Below are 16,702 nucleotides of genomic sequence, written 5' to 3'. Positions count from 1 at the left end.
CCTGTCCCCGGGCGAGACAGCCCGCAGGCCGGCCGGCTGAGACAGGCGGCGCTGCGCACCCCGCGCGCCCTCACCCCCGGAGCCGATCAGGCAGGCCGTTGGCCCAGGTCGAAATTGTCCCCGCCCCGAGGCAGACGACCATATCGCCGGGGCGCGCCTGTTCACGCACCAGCCGTTCCAGATCGTCCTCGTTCAGGATCGCCCGCGCATGGCGATGCCCGTGGCGGATCAGACCGGCGACCAGATCATCGCGCCCGGCGCCGGCAATCGGGTCCTCGCCGGCGGCAAAGACCTCGGCGATGGCAACCACATCGGCCTCGTTGAAACAGGCACAGAAATCGTCAAAGAGGTTGGACAGCCGCGAATAACGATGCGGCTGATGCACCGCGATCACCCGGCCTTCGCTGGCCTGGCGGGCGGCCTTCAGCACCGCGGCGATTTCCACCGGGTGATGGCCATAGTCGTCGATCACAGTGACACCGCCCACCTCGCCCACCTTGGTAAAGCGCCGGTTGACGCCGCCAAAGGCCGAAAGCGCGGTGCGGATTTCGCTCATTTTCATGCCCAGATGGCGCGCCGCAGCCACCGCCGACAGCGCGTTGGACACATTGTGGTCCCCCGGCATCGGCAGGCTGCACCCTTCGATCACCTTGTCTTCGCTCTGCAGGTGAATATCAAAATGGGCCACTCCCGCCTTGTAGGTCAGGTTCACCGCGCGCACGTCGGCCTGCGCGTTAAAGCCATAGGTCACCACCCGCCGGTCCGAGATCCGCCCGACCAGCGCCTGCACCTCCGGGTGATCGGTGCAGCAGATCGCCACGCCGTAAAACGGAATGTTGGAGACAAATTCGTAAAACCCGTCGCGCAGCCGGTCGAAGTCCCCCCAATGCTCCATATGTTCGGGGTCGATATTGGTCACCACCGCGATGGTCGCGGGCAGCCGGTTAAAGGTGCCGTCGCTTTCGTCGGCCTCCACCACCATCCATTCGCCCTGTCCCATCCGCGCGTTGGAGCCATAGGCATGAATGATGCCGCCGTTGACCACGGTGGGATCAAACCCGCCCGCCACCATCAGCTCTGCCATCATGGTGGTGGTGGTGGTCTTGCCATGGGTGCCGGCAATCGCGATGTTGGATTTCAGCCGCATCAGCTCGGCCAGCATCTCGGCGCGGCGCACCACCGGCAATCCCCGCAGGCGGGCCTCGTCCAGCTCCGCATTGCCGGGTTTGATCGCCGACGAGATCACCACCACCGCTGCCGTTTCCAGGTTCTCGGCCCGCTGGCCCTCAAAAACGGTCGCGCCCAGCTCTTCCAGCCGCTGGGTGATCTTGGAGGATTTCAGGTCCGATCCCTGCACCACATAGCCAAGGTTCAACAGCACCTCGGCAATGCCAGACATGCCGATGCCGCCGATACCGACAAAATGGATCGGGCCGACATCGCCGGGCAGTTTGGTGGCAGGGGTCATGGGTCAACTTCCTCGGACAAATGTTCAACAAGCGCCACGAGACGGTCCGTGGCATTGGGAATTCCGGTGCTCAACGCGGCATGGGCCATTTTTGTGGCCCCTTGCGCATTGGTCAGGACCGCGGCGATTTGCTCTGCCAGCGACGCGCTGTCAAGCGCACTTTCGGGAATGCGGATGGCGCCGCCCGCCTCGACCAGGCCGCGCGCGTTGGCGGTCTGGTGATCCCCCGCCGCCGTTGCCAGCGGGATGAGGATCGCGGGCCGGCCAATCACCGCAATATCCGCGATAGAAGACGCCCCGGAGCGCGAAATCACCAGCTGCGCCTCAGAGATGCGGGCCGGGACATCGGCAAAAAACGGCCGCACCTCGGCATCAATACCGTGGTCGGCGTAAAACTGCGTCACCCGCGCTTCGTCCTCGCCCCGCGCCTGATGGCTGACGCGCAGATGGCGGCGCAGCTCTTCGGGCAGCGCGGCGATGGCTTCGGGCACCACATCCGACAGGATGCGCGCGCCCTGGCTGCCGCCGATCACCAGGATCGACATCGGGTAGTCGCCGGGCGGAATATAGGGCGCGCCTTCGCGCTCCAGCACCGCCGCGCGCACCGGATTGCCCACATGCACGCCCTGCGCGCCCTCGGGCAAGGACGTCGGCCAGACGCCACAGGCGACCTGCGCCACCCGGGTTGCAAAGCGCGCGTTCACCCGGCCCAGCACACCGTTTTGTTCATGAATCATCCGCGGCACCCCCAGCAGCGTCGCCGCCGCCAGCGCCGGGATCGATGGGTAGCCGCCAAACCCGATCACCACATCTGGGCGGTCCCGGCGCATATCCAGCGCCATCGTCGCCACTCCGGCGGCGATCCGCGGCGCCACCAGCGCCTTGGCCAGCACGCCACCGCGGGCAAATGTGGCCGAGGACACCTGCGTGATCTCGGTCGAATGCGGGAAACCGCCGGTATAGCGCGCGCCGCGCGCATCGGTGGACAGTTTCACCCGCCACCCCTTGCGCAGCATCGCTTCGGCCAGGGCCTGTGCGGGGAACATATGCCCCCCGGTGCCGCCCGCTGCCATCAGGAGCAGTTTCTGTGTCATCTCTTGCCTGCCTTCGCGTTCTTGTCGTTCTGCCGGTGCCTCGACCACCCGCTTATCCGCGACCACGGCCCCGCAGCGCATCTGCGATCTCGCCCTGCGGTCGCGACCGGGTGAACGCCAAGAGCATACCCATCGCGATGCCACCTGCAATCAGCGAGGATCCGCCGTAGCTGACAAACGGCAAAGTCATGCCTTTGGCCGGCAGCAGCCGCACCGCGACCCCCATGTTGATCATCGCCTGCACGCCAAAGGTGCAGGCCAGTCCGGTCCCGGCAAGCCGAATGAAGGTATCGCGTTCGCGCATCAGCCGGAACAGCGAGCGCACCACGATCATCGCGTAGAGCAGGATGATGATGGACACGAGCACCAGACCGTATTCCTCGGCCGCCACGGCGATAATGAAATCCGTATGCGCATCCGGCAGCGACCATTTCACTTCGCCCTCGCCGACGCCGACACCAAACAGGCCCCCCTCGCGGATCGCGTTGGTGGCATACCCAAGCTGCGTTGTCGGGTCGAGGTCGGGGCTCAGGAAGCCATCGATCCGGCGCGCGAAATGTTCGGAATTGGAATAGGCGACAGTGCCGCCGAAAATCACCACCCCGGCCATACAGACCAACAGCAGCATCGGCGCCCCGGCGACGAAATACATCACGCCCCAGCCAAACAGGATCAGGCAGGCCTGGCCGAAATCAGGCTGCATCACCAAAAGCATCACCACCGACATGCACAGGCCAAAGGACAGCAGGGTCCCCGGCGGGCCATAGATCTGATGGCTGGCCGCGATCATCCAGGCCGCCAGCACAAAAAATCCCGGCTTCAGGAATTCTGACGGCTGCATCGACGCAAAACCAAGACTGTACCAGCGCACCGCGCCCTTGCCGAAATCCGTGCCAAAGATCGGCAACAGCGCCAGCCCGACAAAGGCGAAGGCAAAGCCGATCACCGCCAACCGGCGCACCAGCATCGGCGACATCATCGAGGTCAGCACCATTGCGACCAGACCGGCGCAGCCAAAAATCGCCTGTTTTTCCACGTAGTGGAAATTGTCCAGCCCGTTGCGGCTGGCCAGCGGCACCGAGGCCGCAAGCCCCAGCAGCAGCCCCACCACAAACAGCCCGATGACAAAGGTCATCGTCCACTTATCGAGCGTTCGCCACCATTTCGGGAGGATCGGCTCCCCCTCTTGCGCGGGAAGCGCGCCATAGACCATCTCAGTCATGGGTTCACTGCCTTGGTTCTGCCCTGAGTTCAGGGCGTGTTTTGCCTCAAAAACATCCCTTTTTCGGGATTTATTACTGAAACCCTACCCCGATTGGCCGGTACAGACCAGCCTCTTCCTGCCCTGAGGTCGGGAATTTCCCGCAATTTGCCTCGCCGCTGGCACCACGGCTGAAATTTGGCGCCAGCCCTGCGCCCCTCACGCATGGGTTGCGCCATGGGAACATTCATGGTCGATGCCCGATATGCGGATAAAAACCTTGATTCTCGGCGCCGGCGCGGCTGGCATGATGTGTGCGGCCCATGCGGGCGGCGACTGTCTGGTGGTGGACCACGCCAAATCGCCCGGCGAAAAGATCCGCATTTCCGGCGGAGGGCGCTGCAACTTCACCAATATGTATGCCGCACCGGAAAACTATCTTTCCGGCAATCCGCATTTCTGCAAATCCGCTTTGGCGCGCTACACCCAATGGGATTTCATCGCCCTGGTGGACCGCCACGGCATCGCCTGGCATGAAAAGACCCTCGGCCAGCTGTTCTGCGATGGCTCCGCCAAACAGATCGTATCGATGCTGGTGACCGAACTGCACGCGGCCGGCGCCGACCTCTGGCTGCAGACCTCCGTCGGCGCGGTGCGGCACGGGGGCGATGGCTTCACCGTTCAGCTGGAACGCGAGGGCAAGCCTGTTACCGTCACTGCGCAGAACCTGGTGCTGGCCACCGGCGGCAAGTCGATCCCCAAAATGGGCGCGACGGGCCTCGCCTATGACATCGCGCAGCAGTTCGGCCTGCCGGTGACAGAGACCCGGCCCGGCCTCGTGCCTTTCACCTTTGGCGCTGACCGGTTCAAACCGCTGGCCGGGGTGGCGCTGCCCGCGCGGCTGTCGAACGACAGGGCCAGCTTTGACGAGGCGTTGCTGTTCACCCATCGGGGGCTGTCCGGTCCGGCGGTGCTGCAACTGTCCAGCTATTGGCAGGACGGTGCGGAAATCTGCGTGCATCTGCTGCCCGAGGTCGATCTGTTCACCGCCCTGCGCGACCAGCGGCAGCAATCGGGGCGCAAGGATCTGACCACCGAACTGGCCCGCCACCTGCCCGCCCGGCTGGTTGATGATCTCGCCGCCGATGGCAGTCTCAAGGGGCGTCTGGCCGACCAGAGCGACGCCGCCCTGCAGGCCCTGTGTGACCGGCTGCACAACTGGCGCCTGAAACCCACCGGCACCGAAGGGTATCGCACCGCCGAGGTCACCCTGGGCGGCATCGACACCGACGCGCTGTCGTCGCGCACCATGGCGGCCAAGGCGCGCCCCGGCCTTTATGTGATCGGCGAGGCGGCAGATGTCACCGGCTGGCTCGGCGGGTACAACTTCCAATGGGCCTGGGCCTCAGGGGTTGCCGCAGGCACCGCCATTCGCGGCCGATTGTCCGCCTTGGCGGGCCCGGCAGGCCTGGCCCCGCCGGGCCCTATTCCTTCAGCCGCGCCTGCACCTCGGCAATGAAATCCTCGCCGCGTTTTTCGAAACTGTCGTATTGGTCGAAACTCGCCGCCGCCGGTGCCAGCAGGACCGTCTCGCCCGGCTCGGCCTCGGCCATGGCGCGGGTCACCGCCGCGGCCATCGTCGTGCAGACCTCGGCCTCGACATCCAGCTGCATGGCGAATTGCGCCGCCTCGCGCCCGATGACATAGGCCTTCAGCACCTCGCCGGTGGCGCCCTTCAGCCCTTCCAGCCCGCCGTCCTTTTCCAAACCGCCGCAGATCCAGCGGATCTTCTTGAAGGCGCTCAGGGCCTTGGCCGCGCTGTCGACATTGGTCGCCTTGCTGTCGTTGACATAGAACACGCCGCCCGCCTCGGCGATGCGTTGGCTGCGGTGCGGCAGGCCCGGATAGCTCTGCATCGCCGCCTCGATAACCCGCGGCGCCAGCCCCAGGGCACGCGCCGCCGCATAGGCCGCGCAGGCGTTCTGGTGGTTGTGCGCCCCCGGCAGACCGGCAATGGCGCGCAGGTCGATCGATCCCGCCTGCCGCCCCTTGCGGTATTCCGACAGGAAGCCTTTGCGCGCAAATACGCTCCAGCCGGCATCGCCCGACAGCTTCTGGCCGGAGGACACCCGGATCACCCGGTCGTCCGCAGGCCCCTCGCTCAGCTGGTCGGCCAGAAACAGACCCTCGTCCTCGTCGACCCCGATGATGGCGCGATCCGGGCCGCCTTCGGCAAAGAGCCGGCGCTTGGCCGCGAAATAGCCCCCCATGCCGGCGTGCCGGTCCAGATGATCCGGCGTCAGATTGGTAAAGATCGCCACATCCGGGGTCAGCGCGCGGGCCAGATCGGTCTGATAGGAGGACAATTCCAGCACCACCACGCCGCCATCGCGGGGCGGGTCGATGTCCAGCACGCCACGGCCGATATTGCCGGCCATCTGACTGTCGCGCCCGACGTGTTCCAGTATGTGATGCAGCAGCGCCACCGTGGTGGACTTGCCGTTTGATCCGGTCACCGCGATCACCTTGGGGGCGGTGTCGAACTCCTCCCATTCCGAGGTCGCGACAGAGCGGAAAAACAGCCCGATGTCATTGTCCACCGGCACGCCCGCGCGCAGGGCCGCGCGCACCACCGGGTTCGGCCTCGGGTAGAGATGCGGAATGCCAGGCGACACGATCAGCGCCGCGATATCGTCAAAAGCCCCCGGCTTGGTCAGCTCCCGGCAGGCAAAGCCTTCGTCCTCGGCCCGTGCGCGCGCCGCCGGGTTGTCGTCCCAACAGATCGGCTCTGCCGCGCCTGCGCGCAACGCCCGTGCCGTGGTCAGACCCGACCGGCCCAGCCCCAGCACCGCGATCTTCTGGTCGGTCACACCTTTAACCGGGATCATGCCCCACCTCGTCCTTGCTGTTCAGTTCCGCGCGACACTGCACCGGAGCCGCGCGGGAATGCAAGCCAGACCCATGCGGCGGATGGCGGGTGGCGATGTGTTAACCCGGCGTACGCCCTGCTGACGGCGGGTTTTCCCCGATGCGGTATCGTGGCGTCGTCGCGACACCCAAGACCACAGGAGACCGGCCCCCAGAGACCACCCTCACCCGGGTGCAGGGCGGGTCCAACCGAGGCCTCATCGGACTTGGCCCTTAAAAAAGGCCAACCGTGCTCCGCCCCCCCCCGGCGGCGCCGCCTTCCTTATACAACGACAGAGCCGCGCGAGGTCTCTTCCCCACGCGGCTCTGCACATTCAAACCGATCCTCCAGCGCCCGGCAGCCTGCCTGCGGCGCCCAAAGCCATGGCCAGGCTCAGCGGACCTTCAGTGTTGCCAGCCCGATCATCGCCAGGATCAGCGAGATGATCCAGAACCGGATCACGATGGTCGGCTCGGCCCAGCCCTTTTTCTCATAGTGGTGGTGGATCGGCGCCATCAGGAACACCCGCTTGCCGGTGCGCTTGAAATAGAGCACCTGAATGATCACCGACAGCGCCTCGACCACAAACAAGCCGCCGACAATCGCCAGCACCAGTTCGTGTTTGGTGGCGACCGCAATCGCCCCCAATGCGCCGCCCAGGGCCAGCGATCCGGTGTCCCCCATGAACACGGCGGCCGGCGGCGCGTTGTACCACAGGAACCCCAGACCGCCGCCAAACAGCGCGGCGGAAAAGATCAGGATCTCGCCCGTGCCCGGCACATAGTGCACATCGAGGTATTCGGTGAAATCGACCCGCCCCACCGCATAAGCGATGATCCCAAGTGCTCCGGCCGCAATCATCACCGGCATGATCGCCAGCCCGTCCAGACCATCCGTCAGGTTGACCGCATTGGCCGCACCCACGATGACACAGATACAAAACGGCACATAGAGCAGCCCAAGGTTCACCAGTGTGTCCTTGAACACCGGCAGCGCCAGCTGGTTCTGCAGCTCCACCGGGTGGCTCCAGCTGGCCCAGACGGCGGCGATGATCGCGATCAGCAGACCCAGCGCCAGACGCACCTTGCCCGGTACGCCCTTGGTGTTCTGCTTGGACACTTTGGCATAGTCGTCGGCAAACCCGATCAGGCCAAAGGACATGGTGACAAACAGCACCAGCCAGACAAAGGGATTGTCCCATCGCGCCCAGACCAGCGTCGAAAACAGCAGCGCCCCGACAATCAGCAGGCCGCCCATGGTCGGGGTGCCCGCCTTGGACAGATGCCCCTCCGGCCCGTCACTGCGGATCGGTTGCCCCTTGCCCTGACGCTTGCGCAGCACGTTGATCAGCGGCTTGCCAAAGACGAAACCAAAGATCAGCGCGGTCAGAAAGGCGCCGCCGGCGCGAAAGGTGATGTAGCGGAAGAGGTTGAAGACGTCCCCCCCGTCCGACAAAGCGGTCAACCAATAAAGCATGCCAGCGCGGTTCCTGTCCTGAGTAGTCTGAAGATATGAGTCATGAAGATGCGCTGCCTTGACCGATTTCCCGGATCGCGTCAACCACGCGCGCCATCTGCATATAAAGCGAGCCCTTGGCCAGCACGATGTCTCCGGCGCGCAGGTCCCGGGTCAGCACCTGGGCCGCCTCGGCGCTGGTGGCGACACAGCCGCCGCGCCGGGTCTCTGGCAGGGCCTCATGCAGCGCGCCCATCATCGGGCCGACGCAATAGACCCGGTCAAGTGCTGCCATCGCAGGCAACTCCGCCAGCCCGGCATGCAGCGCCAGGGCCTCCGGGCCCAGTTCTCCCATGTCGCCCAGACAGGCAATGCGCCGCCCGCTGCCCGGCGTCGCCGCCAGCACCGCAAGGGCAGCGGCAACCGAGGTCGGATTGGCGTTATAGGCATCGTCCAGCACCGTGACCTCGCCGCCCCCCGGCACCGGCACCGTCAGGCGGGCCCCGCGCCCCTTGACCGGCGCCCAGTGCGCCAGCCCGGACAGGGCAAGATCCAGATCGGCCCCCAGGGCGGTGACGGCCGCCAGCGCCCCGATGGCATTCATCGCAAAATGGGCGCCCAGCGACTGGATCTCGGCGGTGATCCCGCGCCCCTCGATCTGCAGGTCGGCCCGGGTCGCCGCGTCGTGCAGCGACACCGATTGCAGGGTGTATCGCGGCGCCGTGCGGCCAAACCACCGTATATCACAGCCCCGGGCCGCTGCCACCTCCGCCAGCACCGCGCTGACCTCCAGATCGCCGTTCAGCACCGCAACGCCACCGGGCTCCAGCCCTTCCAGGATCGCGGCCTTTTCGCGGGCAATGCCCGCCACATCGTCAAAGGCCTCCAGATGCACGGCGGCAACGGTGGTCACCATCGCCACATGCGGCCGCGCCTGCCGCGCCAGCGGTGCGATTTCGCCAGGGTGGTTCATGCCGATCTCGATCACCGCGAATTCGGTGTCCTTTGGCATCCGCGCCAGCGTCAGCGGCACCCCCCAATGGTTGTTGTAACTGGCGACGGCAGCATGGGTGCGCCCCTGAGGGCTGAGCATAGCCGCCAGCATTTCCTTGGTCGAGGTCTTACCGACAGAGCCGGTGACCGCCACCACACGGGCGGCACTGCGGGCCCGCCCCGCGCGCCCCAGCGCCTCCAGCCCGGTCTGCACATCCTCGACGATCAGCAGCGGCGCATCCGCCGGAACCCCGTCGGGAATGCGTGAGACCAGAGCGGCGCCGGCACCTTTTTCCAGCGCCTGCGCCACAAAATCATGGCCGTCGCGCGCCGCCTTCAGGGCGACAAACAGATCACCCGCTGCCAGGCTGCGGGTATCGATAGAGATCCCCGCCACGGCCCAGTCCCCGATGGCCCGGCCGCCCGTGGCGGCGGCGGCCTCTTGTGCGGTCCACAGGGTATTGCGGCTCATACCATTCTCCCGTCCAGCGCGGCGACGGCCATGCTGGCCTGTTCCACATCGTCAAAAGGCAGCACGTCAGAGCCGACGATCTGCCCGCTTTCATGGCCCTTGCCGCAAATCAGCAGCGCGTCGCCCGGATCCAGCAGATCAACCCCGCGCAGGATCGCCTCGGCCCGGTCGCCGACGTTCAGCGCATCCGGCGCGCCGCCCATCACGGCGGCCCGGATCGCGTCGGGATCCTCGCTGCGCGGGTTGTCGTCGGTCACGATCACCAGATCGGCGGCCTCATGGGCGGCCTGCCCCATCAGCGGGCGCTTGCCGGCATCGCGGTCGCCGCCCGCCCCGACGATGGCCACCAGCCGGCCAAGCACATGCGGCCGCAGCGCCTTGATCGCGGTGGCAACCGCATCGGGCGTATGGGCGTAGTCCACAAACACCGTCGCGCCATTGTCGCGGGTCGCCGCCAGCTGCATCCGGCCCCGCACCGTGGTCAGATGCGGCAACGTTTCAAACACCTGTTCCGGCACCTCGCCGCTGGCGATCGCCAACCCCGCCGCGACCAGCACGTTTTCGGCCTGGAACCCGCCGATCAGGTTCAGCCGCATGCCAAACGGCCGGTCGTGCCAGGCAAAACGGATGTCCTGTCCGGTGGCATCGACCCGCACGCCCTGCAGCTTCAGATCGCCAAGTCCACGCCCGACGGTGATCACCTCCTGGCCGCGCGCCGCCGCAATCGCGCGCATCTCTGACCCGCGCGGATCAGAGAGGTTGATCACCGCCACCCCGTCCTCGGACAGGATGCGGCGGAACAGCCCGGCCTTGGCGGCAAAATAGGCCTCGAAAGTTTCGTGATAATCCAGATGGTCCTGGGTGAAATTGGTGAACCCCGCCGCCAGCAGATTGACCCCATCGAGACGCCGCTGATCAAGCCCGTGCGACGAGGCCTCCATCGCCGCATGGGTGACGCCTGCCTCGGCGGCGGCGGCCAGCGCGCGATGCAGGGTGATCGGCTCCGGTGTGGTATGGGCCAGAGGATGGCTCCAGGCGCCCTCGATCCCGGTGGTGCCGAGGTTGACCGCACTGTGGCCAAGTTCGGTCCAGATCATCCGCAGGAAGGTCGCGACAGAGGTCTTGCCATTGGTGCCGGTCACGGCTGCCATCACCGGCGGTTGTCCGCCGAACCACAGCGCCGCCGCCCCGGACAGCGCCTGACGCGGGTCTTCGGCCAGCACCAGCGCCGCGCCGGCCGCCGCGATGGCCTCTCCGGCGATTGCGGCCCCCTCGGCATCAGTCAGAACCGCCACCGCCCCCTGCGCCAGCACCTGGGGAACAAAACGCGCGCCGTGCACCCGCGATCCCGCAAGTGCAGCAAACACAAAGCCTTCGCCCGCCTCGCGGCTGTCCACGGCCAGCCCGCGCACCACAGGATCGACGCCGCCACGCGCCGTCAGTCCCAACTGGCTGAGCTTGAGCGGTTGATTGTCTGTCATGGAGTCCCCACCACTTAGTTTGAGGTGAGGGTTACACTAGAGATGCGTGTGGGTTCAATCTGTGGTCTGAGCCCCAGCAGCGGCGCCAGCCGGGCGATCATTTCGGCAGCGACGGGGGCCGCCGTCCAGCCCGCGGTCCGGCGCGCTTCGTTATGGGCCACGATTTCCGGCTCGTCCAGGGTCACCACCAGCACATATTTCGGATCGCTGACCGGAAACACCGAAGCAAAGGTCGCGATCACCTTGTCCTCGTAATACCCGCCACGCGGCTTGGGCTTGTCGGCGGTGCCGGTCTTGCCGCCCACCTCGTAGCCCTTGACCTCGGCAAAGGAGGCGGTGCCCTCGCTGACCACGGCCCGCAGCATCGCAAGAGAGGCATCCGCCACCTCGCGCCGCATCACCCGCGGGCCCAGCTGCGGGCCGTTCTGTTTGAGGATGGTCGGGGCCACATAGTGACCGCCATTGGCAATCGCGGCATAGCCCGCCGCAAGATGCATCGGCGTGGTGGAAATCCCGTGACCGTAGGAAATCGTCATCGCCGAAAGCTCCGACCAGTTCTTGGGCAGAAGCGGCTGCCCGCCGGAGGCTTCGACGATCTCGAACGGTGTCGCTTTCAACATCCCGAGGTCGTCGAGGAAGGCGCGCTGACGCTCGGCGCCGATCTGTTGCGCCAGCCGAGCCGTGCCGATGTTGGAGGATTTCTCGATGATCTTGGCCACCGACAACTCCTTGCCGTAGTTGTGGAAATCCCGGATGGTGAATTTTCCCCAGCGCAGCGGGCCACGAATGTCGATGATGCTGTCCGGGTTCACCAGACCCAGTTCCATCGCCTGGGCGGCGGCAAAGATCTTGAAGGTGGAGCCCAGTTCATACACGCCCTGCACCGAGCGGTTGAACAGCGGGCTTTGCGACGGATCAAACCCGGAGGTCGGCGGCCGGGGCCGTTCGTTGGGATCAAAATCCGGCAGGCTCGCGACCGAGATCACCTCGCCCGTGTGCACATCCATCAGGATGGAGGTCGCGCCCTTGGCGTTCATCAGTTTCATGCCGCCATAGAGCAGCTCTTCGGTGGCGTCCTGGATCGACAGATCAAGGCTCAGCGTCAGTGGCTTGCCCGCATTGGCCGGATCGCGCAGCAGCTCGTCAAATTGCTTTTCGACGCCGGCAACCCCGATCACCTCGGCCGCATTGACCCCCTCTTTGCCAAAGGAGGCACCGCCGAGCACATGGGACGCCAGCCGACCGTTGGGATAAAGCCGCATTTCACGCGGGCCGAACATCAGGCCCGGATCGCCGATGTCATGCACGGCCTGCATCTGCTCCGGGCTGATTTTTCTCTTTATCCACAGAAACTTACGCTTGCCGGTGAAGTTTTCCAGCAGCTTTTCCCGGTCCAGATCCGGGAAGATCGCCACCAGTTTGTCGGCCGCGGAAACCGGGTCGACCATCTGCGGCGGCTGCGCATAAAGCGAATGGGTTTCGAAATTGGTCGCCAGAATACGCCCGGCCCGGTCGACGATATCGGCCCGCTGATTGGCGATGGCGCTGCCGCCGATGGCCGCCACCGGCTCAGAGGCTTCCGAGGTCGCCATAAAGGCCATACGGCCACCAACCGCGAGATAGGCGCAGACAAAAAACGCCGCCAGCACCAACAGCCGTCCCTCGGCGCGGACGCGGGCGCGGGCTTCCATGTCGCGGTGGCGATGGGCGATGTTTTCGCGTTCGATCAGGTCGGGATTTTCGCCGCGCGCGCGGGCGGGCAGGACACGGGCCAGCGGACGCAGTGGGGTGCGGATCATTGGTCCTCCTCCTGGCCATAGGCCGAAACCTCGACGCCCTCTTCGATCACCAGACCGGACCGCGGATAGGACACTTCGTCCACGCGACCAAACTGGTCAGGGCGCAGCGGCAACAGGCCGAGCCGTTCGAAATTGATTTCAGCCAGCGCCCGCAACCGGTCGGGCCGGTTCAGATAGGCCCATTCCGCCCGCAACACGCTGAGCCGCACCTGCGCGGAGGCAATGTCGCTGCGCATCACGCGGGTTTCTTTCAGCACCTGCTGGGTGGCGTAGTTTTCACGGTAGGCCCAGAAGGCCAGACCAAACACCGCCAGGATTGTGAAAATATAGACCAGCGTCTTCATCAACGTGTCTCTTTCAACTGCGGCATGCTCAGCTCGCGGGCGGTGATCTCGGCCGGGGCGGCCTCGGTGCGCCGACCGACCCGCAACAGCGCCGAACGGGAGCGTGGGTTGCGGGCCAGTTCGGTGTCATCCGGGCCAACGGCCTTGCGGGTGACCAGCTCGAACTGGGCGGGCTGTTCTTCCAGCGCCGGGGCATAGCGGTTGGCATTGCCGGTCTTGTTGGCGCGATGCTGGAAGAAGCGTTTGACCATCCGGTCCTCGACCGAATGAAAGGTCACCACCGCCAGCAGGCCACCGGGCTTCAGCGCCCGTTCAGCGGCCAGCAAGCCGCCCATCAGCTCTTCGTATTCGCCATTCACCGCGATGCGCAGCGCCTGAAAGCTGCGGGTGGCAGGATGGGATTGGCCCGGCTTGGGCCGTGGCAGGCAGCTTTCGATGATCTGGGTAAGCTGCAGCGTGGTGGTGATCGGTGCCTCTGCGCGGGCCGCCACGATGGCCTTGGCGATCCGGCGGCTGGCGCGTTCTTCACCAAAATGATAAAGGATATCAGCAATCTGGACATCCGTCAGCGTCGCCACAAGATCCGCTGCCGAGGGGCCCTCCTGGCTCATCCGCATATCCAGCGGGCCGTCTTTCATAAAGGAAAAGCCGCGTTCGGCCAGATCAAGCTGCATCGAGGAGACGCCAAGGTCCAGCACCACCCCGTCGAGATCGCTGGCGTATTCATCCATGCGCGAGAACACGCCCTGCTGCAACACCAGCCGGTCGCCATATTCTGCCGCCCAGGGCTGTGCCAGCTCGAACGCCAGCGGGTCGCGATCCACACCGATGACCTGATCCGCGCCTGCCGCCAGCAGGCCCTTGGTGTAGCCACCGGCGCCAAATGTGCCATCCAGCCACCGCCCCGTCACCGGCGCCACTGCCGCCAAGAGCGGGGTCAGCAGAACGGGGATATGGGGACCGGTCGGAGCGGGGGTGCGGTCCGTCATCACTTATAGGCCTCCGGCGCCGTCTAGGAGTTCCATGGCATCGAAGTCGTCCGGGAATTCGTCCAGCAACGCCTCGGCTTCGGCCATCTCGACCTCATCATAGGTCTCGGGTTTCCAGATCTGGAAGGTGTCGCCCGATGCAATAAAGAAGGCTTCGTTGTCGAGCTCGATCTTTTGCCGCAATTTTGCAGGCAGCACAAGGCGGCCTGTCTCGTCCACCGAAGTCAGCAAGGATTGCCCGCTGAACATCCGTTCGAGGATCTTGCGCGGCTTGGACCCGCGCGGCAAGGCGGCGATCTTGGCGTCGACCTCGGCGATGGCTTCCATGGTGAAACATTCAAGATGCTTACGGCGCTTGTCGCCATAGACGATCACCAGCTCGGGATTGCCGCCGGGCTGCCAGTTCGGGTCCGCGGCTTCCAGCACACGGCGGAAAGAGGCCGGGATAGACACCCGCCCCTTGCTGTCCACCTTGTGATGGCTTTCGCCTCTGAACCCTTGGGCCACTCTGCCGTCCCTTTCCCGCACCCCGCGCCCCGCGCGGTCGTCGGCGCCCGACGTTTCCGGGGCTGAAAACTAAAAGGGGCGGGCTGATCCGCTGCCACTGATCAACCCGCCACCTTGACCCGCTCTGCGGGGTGTCCGACTGCGCGCGCCACCTGGGGGGATGTCTGCTCGCTCGCGCGCCGGATCTCTTGCGTGATGAAACCGAAGGCCTGTATGAACCTGCCGTTTTGTAAGGTTGGGGTCGTTTGTTGCCCCGTTGCTCTTCAACTTCATCCGATGACAAAGGGATACTACGGGAAAGCACGGGACAGCAACCCATTTCTGCAGATGGAATCAAAAGAATCGGCCACTACCGATACACATTCAAATTTCGCAAGCGATTTTTCAAACATTTTTTCCACATATTGAGGCAAAAATAGGGCAAGGCACTAAACCTAGCTCACAGAGCTGAAGAATTTTTCCGTCCCATGATTTCCCAGCTGTGACCCATTTCAAAACCACTCCGGACGCATGTTTACGATACGTTCTGGAATTGCCGCCCGGTGGTGCTGCAACAAGGCTCCAGAAGCGTCCCGACAGCCGCGCGATTTTGGGCGGACGTGGGACGGGGGGCGCGTTGCGGCGGCTCATGGGCCCCGGTTGATTCGAAGTGGGCCGCCAGCCCCAGCGACTCCCCGCGCGCGCCCCAGGGTGCGTGGACGGTTTCGCCCCCTGTCCGGCGGCACCGGATGGCTGGGACAGCTGGAATGGCTGGGTTGGCCGCCACCTGCGGGTCGCGACGACATGGGGGGACGGCCCCAGTGCGACCAACGTCCGGGTCGGCCAACCAGGGCGGCCGGAGACGCAGGTGGCCAGAAGGCCTGTGGTGCCTAGTTCAGCTCCTCGGCGGCGCGCACCATCATCTGCATCGTCTCCAGACGGGAATGCGCCAGGGTTCCGGGGACCAAGCAATTGCCCTTGATCGCGCCGGACACGCCCCTGAGCGTGCCGAGCCTGCGGGAGTATTCCAGATCGCGGGCATAGGAGGCGCGCTTGGCAAAAGACAGCAAACCCGGAAAGAACGCCTTGGCCGCGCGCTGTTCCAGCTCGGCCAGGGTCAGCCAGGGCGGCGCCCGGCGGCCGCAGTTTTCTGCCGTGCTCAGATGTTCGACAACCTCCGTGTGCAACGCATCGAACTTCATCCGGTAGTCGGCCCGGATCCGGACCGCGATCCTGGTGCCGAACTTGAGCCCCATCGCCTCGACGCCGCAGCTGCGCACCGCTTTGAACACTGGCGCCAGCCCGGTCACGTCCAGCAGACCCGGTGCCACGATGCGGTCGCCCGACATCCGCATCAGCACCTCGGCAACGTTCTGAAAGCCAGAGACCTCAAGCGCGGCCCGGGAGCTGTCCGAAATCTCGTCCAGGCTGGTAAAGGGAAAGAACACGTCCTGAACGGCAATCGACGCCGCGCCGATTTCATATCGGTCATGGGCGCGCCGGAACCTGTCGCGGTCGATCTGCCCCGCCGCCGCAAAGCTGCGGTAATACTCGGCGCGGTTCGACACAAAGACCCTGAGCTGCCAGGTGGAGGTGTAATCAGAAAGCTGAAAGGTGACCCCGGTGCCCGCGTCGGTCTCGGCCCGGACGAAACAGGCGTGCCCCGCCCTGCCATGCGCGGTCTCGACATGCTCCACCACCTCTTGCGCGGCGCCGGATGTGGCGATGAGGAACAGTAACCCCGCTAAACGGTTTCGCATTTCCCCTCCCTTGGTGCGACGGTTCCCCCCAGTTGAGCCCTCGGCGCGCGAAAAAAGCAAGATCCTGATTTGCACGCGTTTCACGCAAAGGGTGCCGCGACCGCCCGGCGCCGTTGGCCGGGCGCTGATTTTCGGTAAGGGTCTGAAAATGCAGACTTTAAAACGGTGCGATCACCGCGCGCCGCTTCGGCGGAATTGGGCCAGTTGCGCCGAGGCAGCGCCTGCCTGCCCGCCCCCTGCCTGCCCCGTGGC

Annotated in this window: 13 protein-coding genes; 1 reads left to right on the top strand and 12 read right to left on the bottom strand. The window is 65.3% G+C overall.

Going from position 1 to position 16,702, the window contains the following annotated elements; all coding sequences use genetic code 11:
* Positions 1-70 precede the first annotated feature (70 nt).
* Genes murC through TRIHO_RS06360 form a run of 3 tightly spaced genes read right to left on the bottom strand, consistent with a single transcriptional unit; the run spans position 71 to position 3,784 of the window.
* Positions 71-1,468, bottom strand: coding sequence for a UDP-N-acetylmuramate--L-alanine ligase (gene murC, locus TRIHO_RS06370; protein WP_068241387.1), 1,398 nt, complete (start codon positions 1,466-1,468; stop codon positions 71-73).
* The gene (locus TRIHO_RS06365) at positions 1,465-2,562 is read right to left on the bottom strand and encodes a UDP-N-acetylglucosamine--N-acetylmuramyl-(pentapeptide) pyrophosphoryl-undecaprenol N-acetylglucosamine transferase (protein ID WP_068241565.1); all 1,098 of its coding nucleotides are present in this window, start codon (positions 2,560-2,562) and stop codon (positions 1,465-1,467) included. The genes murC and TRIHO_RS06365 overlap by 4 nt, the downstream gene beginning before the upstream one ends.
* Before the next feature lie 52 nt (positions 2,563-2,614).
* Positions 2,615-3,784, bottom strand: coding sequence for a peptidoglycan glycosyltransferase FtsW (locus TRIHO_RS06360; RefSeq protein WP_068241385.1), 1,170 nt, complete (start codon positions 3,782-3,784; stop codon positions 2,615-2,617).
* A gap of 244 nt (positions 3,785-4,028) precedes the next feature.
* Here TRIHO_RS06360 and TRIHO_RS06355 point away from each other — a divergent pair, with 244 nt between their 5' ends.
* Positions 4,029-5,282, top strand: a complete 1,254-nt coding sequence (locus tag TRIHO_RS06355) for a BaiN/RdsA family NAD(P)/FAD-dependent oxidoreductase (protein ID WP_082705054.1) — start codon at positions 4,029-4,031, stop codon at positions 5,280-5,282.
* On the opposite strand, the gene murD is transcribed toward TRIHO_RS06355, so the two are convergent.
* From murD to TRIHO_RS06310, 9 genes are all read right to left on the bottom strand, one after another.
* Positions 5,248-6,651 carry a UDP-N-acetylmuramoyl-L-alanine--D-glutamate ligase gene (gene murD / locus TRIHO_RS06350; RefSeq protein WP_068241384.1) on the bottom strand — a complete coding sequence of 468 codons (1,404 nt, stop codon included), beginning with the start codon at positions 6,649-6,651 and terminating at the stop codon, positions 5,248-5,250. The two genes, TRIHO_RS06355 and murD, sit on opposite strands and share 35 nt — an antisense overlap.
* Positions 6,652-7,064: 413 nt before the next feature.
* Positions 7,065-8,147: a phospho-N-acetylmuramoyl-pentapeptide-transferase gene (gene mraY, locus TRIHO_RS06345; RefSeq protein ID WP_068241382.1), complete on the bottom strand. Its 1,083-nt coding sequence runs from the start codon at positions 8,145-8,147 to the stop codon at positions 7,065-7,067.
* 40 nt (positions 8,148-8,187) lie between these two features.
* Positions 8,188-9,591, bottom strand: coding sequence for a UDP-N-acetylmuramoyl-tripeptide--D-alanyl-D-alanine ligase (locus TRIHO_RS06340; RefSeq protein WP_068241380.1), 1,404 nt, complete (start codon positions 9,589-9,591; stop codon positions 8,188-8,190).
* Positions 9,588-11,072, bottom strand: a complete 1,485-nt coding sequence (locus tag TRIHO_RS06335) for a UDP-N-acetylmuramoyl-L-alanyl-D-glutamate--2,6-diaminopimelate ligase (RefSeq protein ID WP_068241379.1) — start codon at positions 11,070-11,072, stop codon at positions 9,588-9,590. The genes TRIHO_RS06340 and TRIHO_RS06335 overlap by 4 nt, the downstream gene beginning before the upstream one ends.
* A 14-nt stretch (positions 11,073-11,086) precedes the next feature.
* Entirely contained in the window at positions 11,087-12,871 is a 1,785-nt protein-coding gene (locus TRIHO_RS06330; protein ID WP_068241377.1) for a peptidoglycan D,D-transpeptidase FtsI family protein, read from the bottom strand.
* Positions 12,868-13,215 (bottom strand): cell division protein FtsL, encoded by a 348-nt coding sequence (gene ftsL, locus TRIHO_RS06325; RefSeq protein WP_068241376.1) that lies wholly within the window; start codon positions 13,213-13,215, stop codon positions 12,868-12,870. The genes TRIHO_RS06330 and ftsL overlap by 4 nt, the downstream gene beginning before the upstream one ends.
* Complete coding sequence (gene rsmH / locus TRIHO_RS06320; RefSeq protein WP_068241374.1) at positions 13,215-14,204, bottom strand: 16S rRNA (cytosine(1402)-N(4))-methyltransferase RsmH; 990 nt, start codon at positions 14,202-14,204, stop codon at positions 13,215-13,217. Before rsmH ends, ftsL begins: the two co-directional genes overlap by 1 nt.
* Positions 14,205-14,207: 3 nt before the next feature.
* Entirely contained in the window at positions 14,208-14,711 is a 504-nt protein-coding gene (gene mraZ, locus TRIHO_RS06315) for a division/cell wall cluster transcriptional repressor MraZ (protein ID WP_082705049.1), read from the bottom strand.
* Positions 14,712-15,580: 869 nt separating this feature from the next.
* Complete coding sequence (locus TRIHO_RS06310; protein WP_068241372.1) at positions 15,581-16,450, bottom strand: hypothetical protein; 870 nt, start codon at positions 16,448-16,450, stop codon at positions 15,581-15,583.
* Positions 16,451-16,702: the final 252 nt, after the last annotated feature.

It is taken from the genome of Tritonibacter horizontis, assembly GCF_001518015.1.
GTDB classification, from domain to species: domain Bacteria; phylum Pseudomonadota; class Alphaproteobacteria; order Rhodobacterales; family Rhodobacteraceae; genus Epibacterium; species Epibacterium horizontis.
The sequence above is the reverse complement of the archived record's forward strand: the minus strand, read 5'-3'. Positions and strand labels throughout refer to the sequence as shown.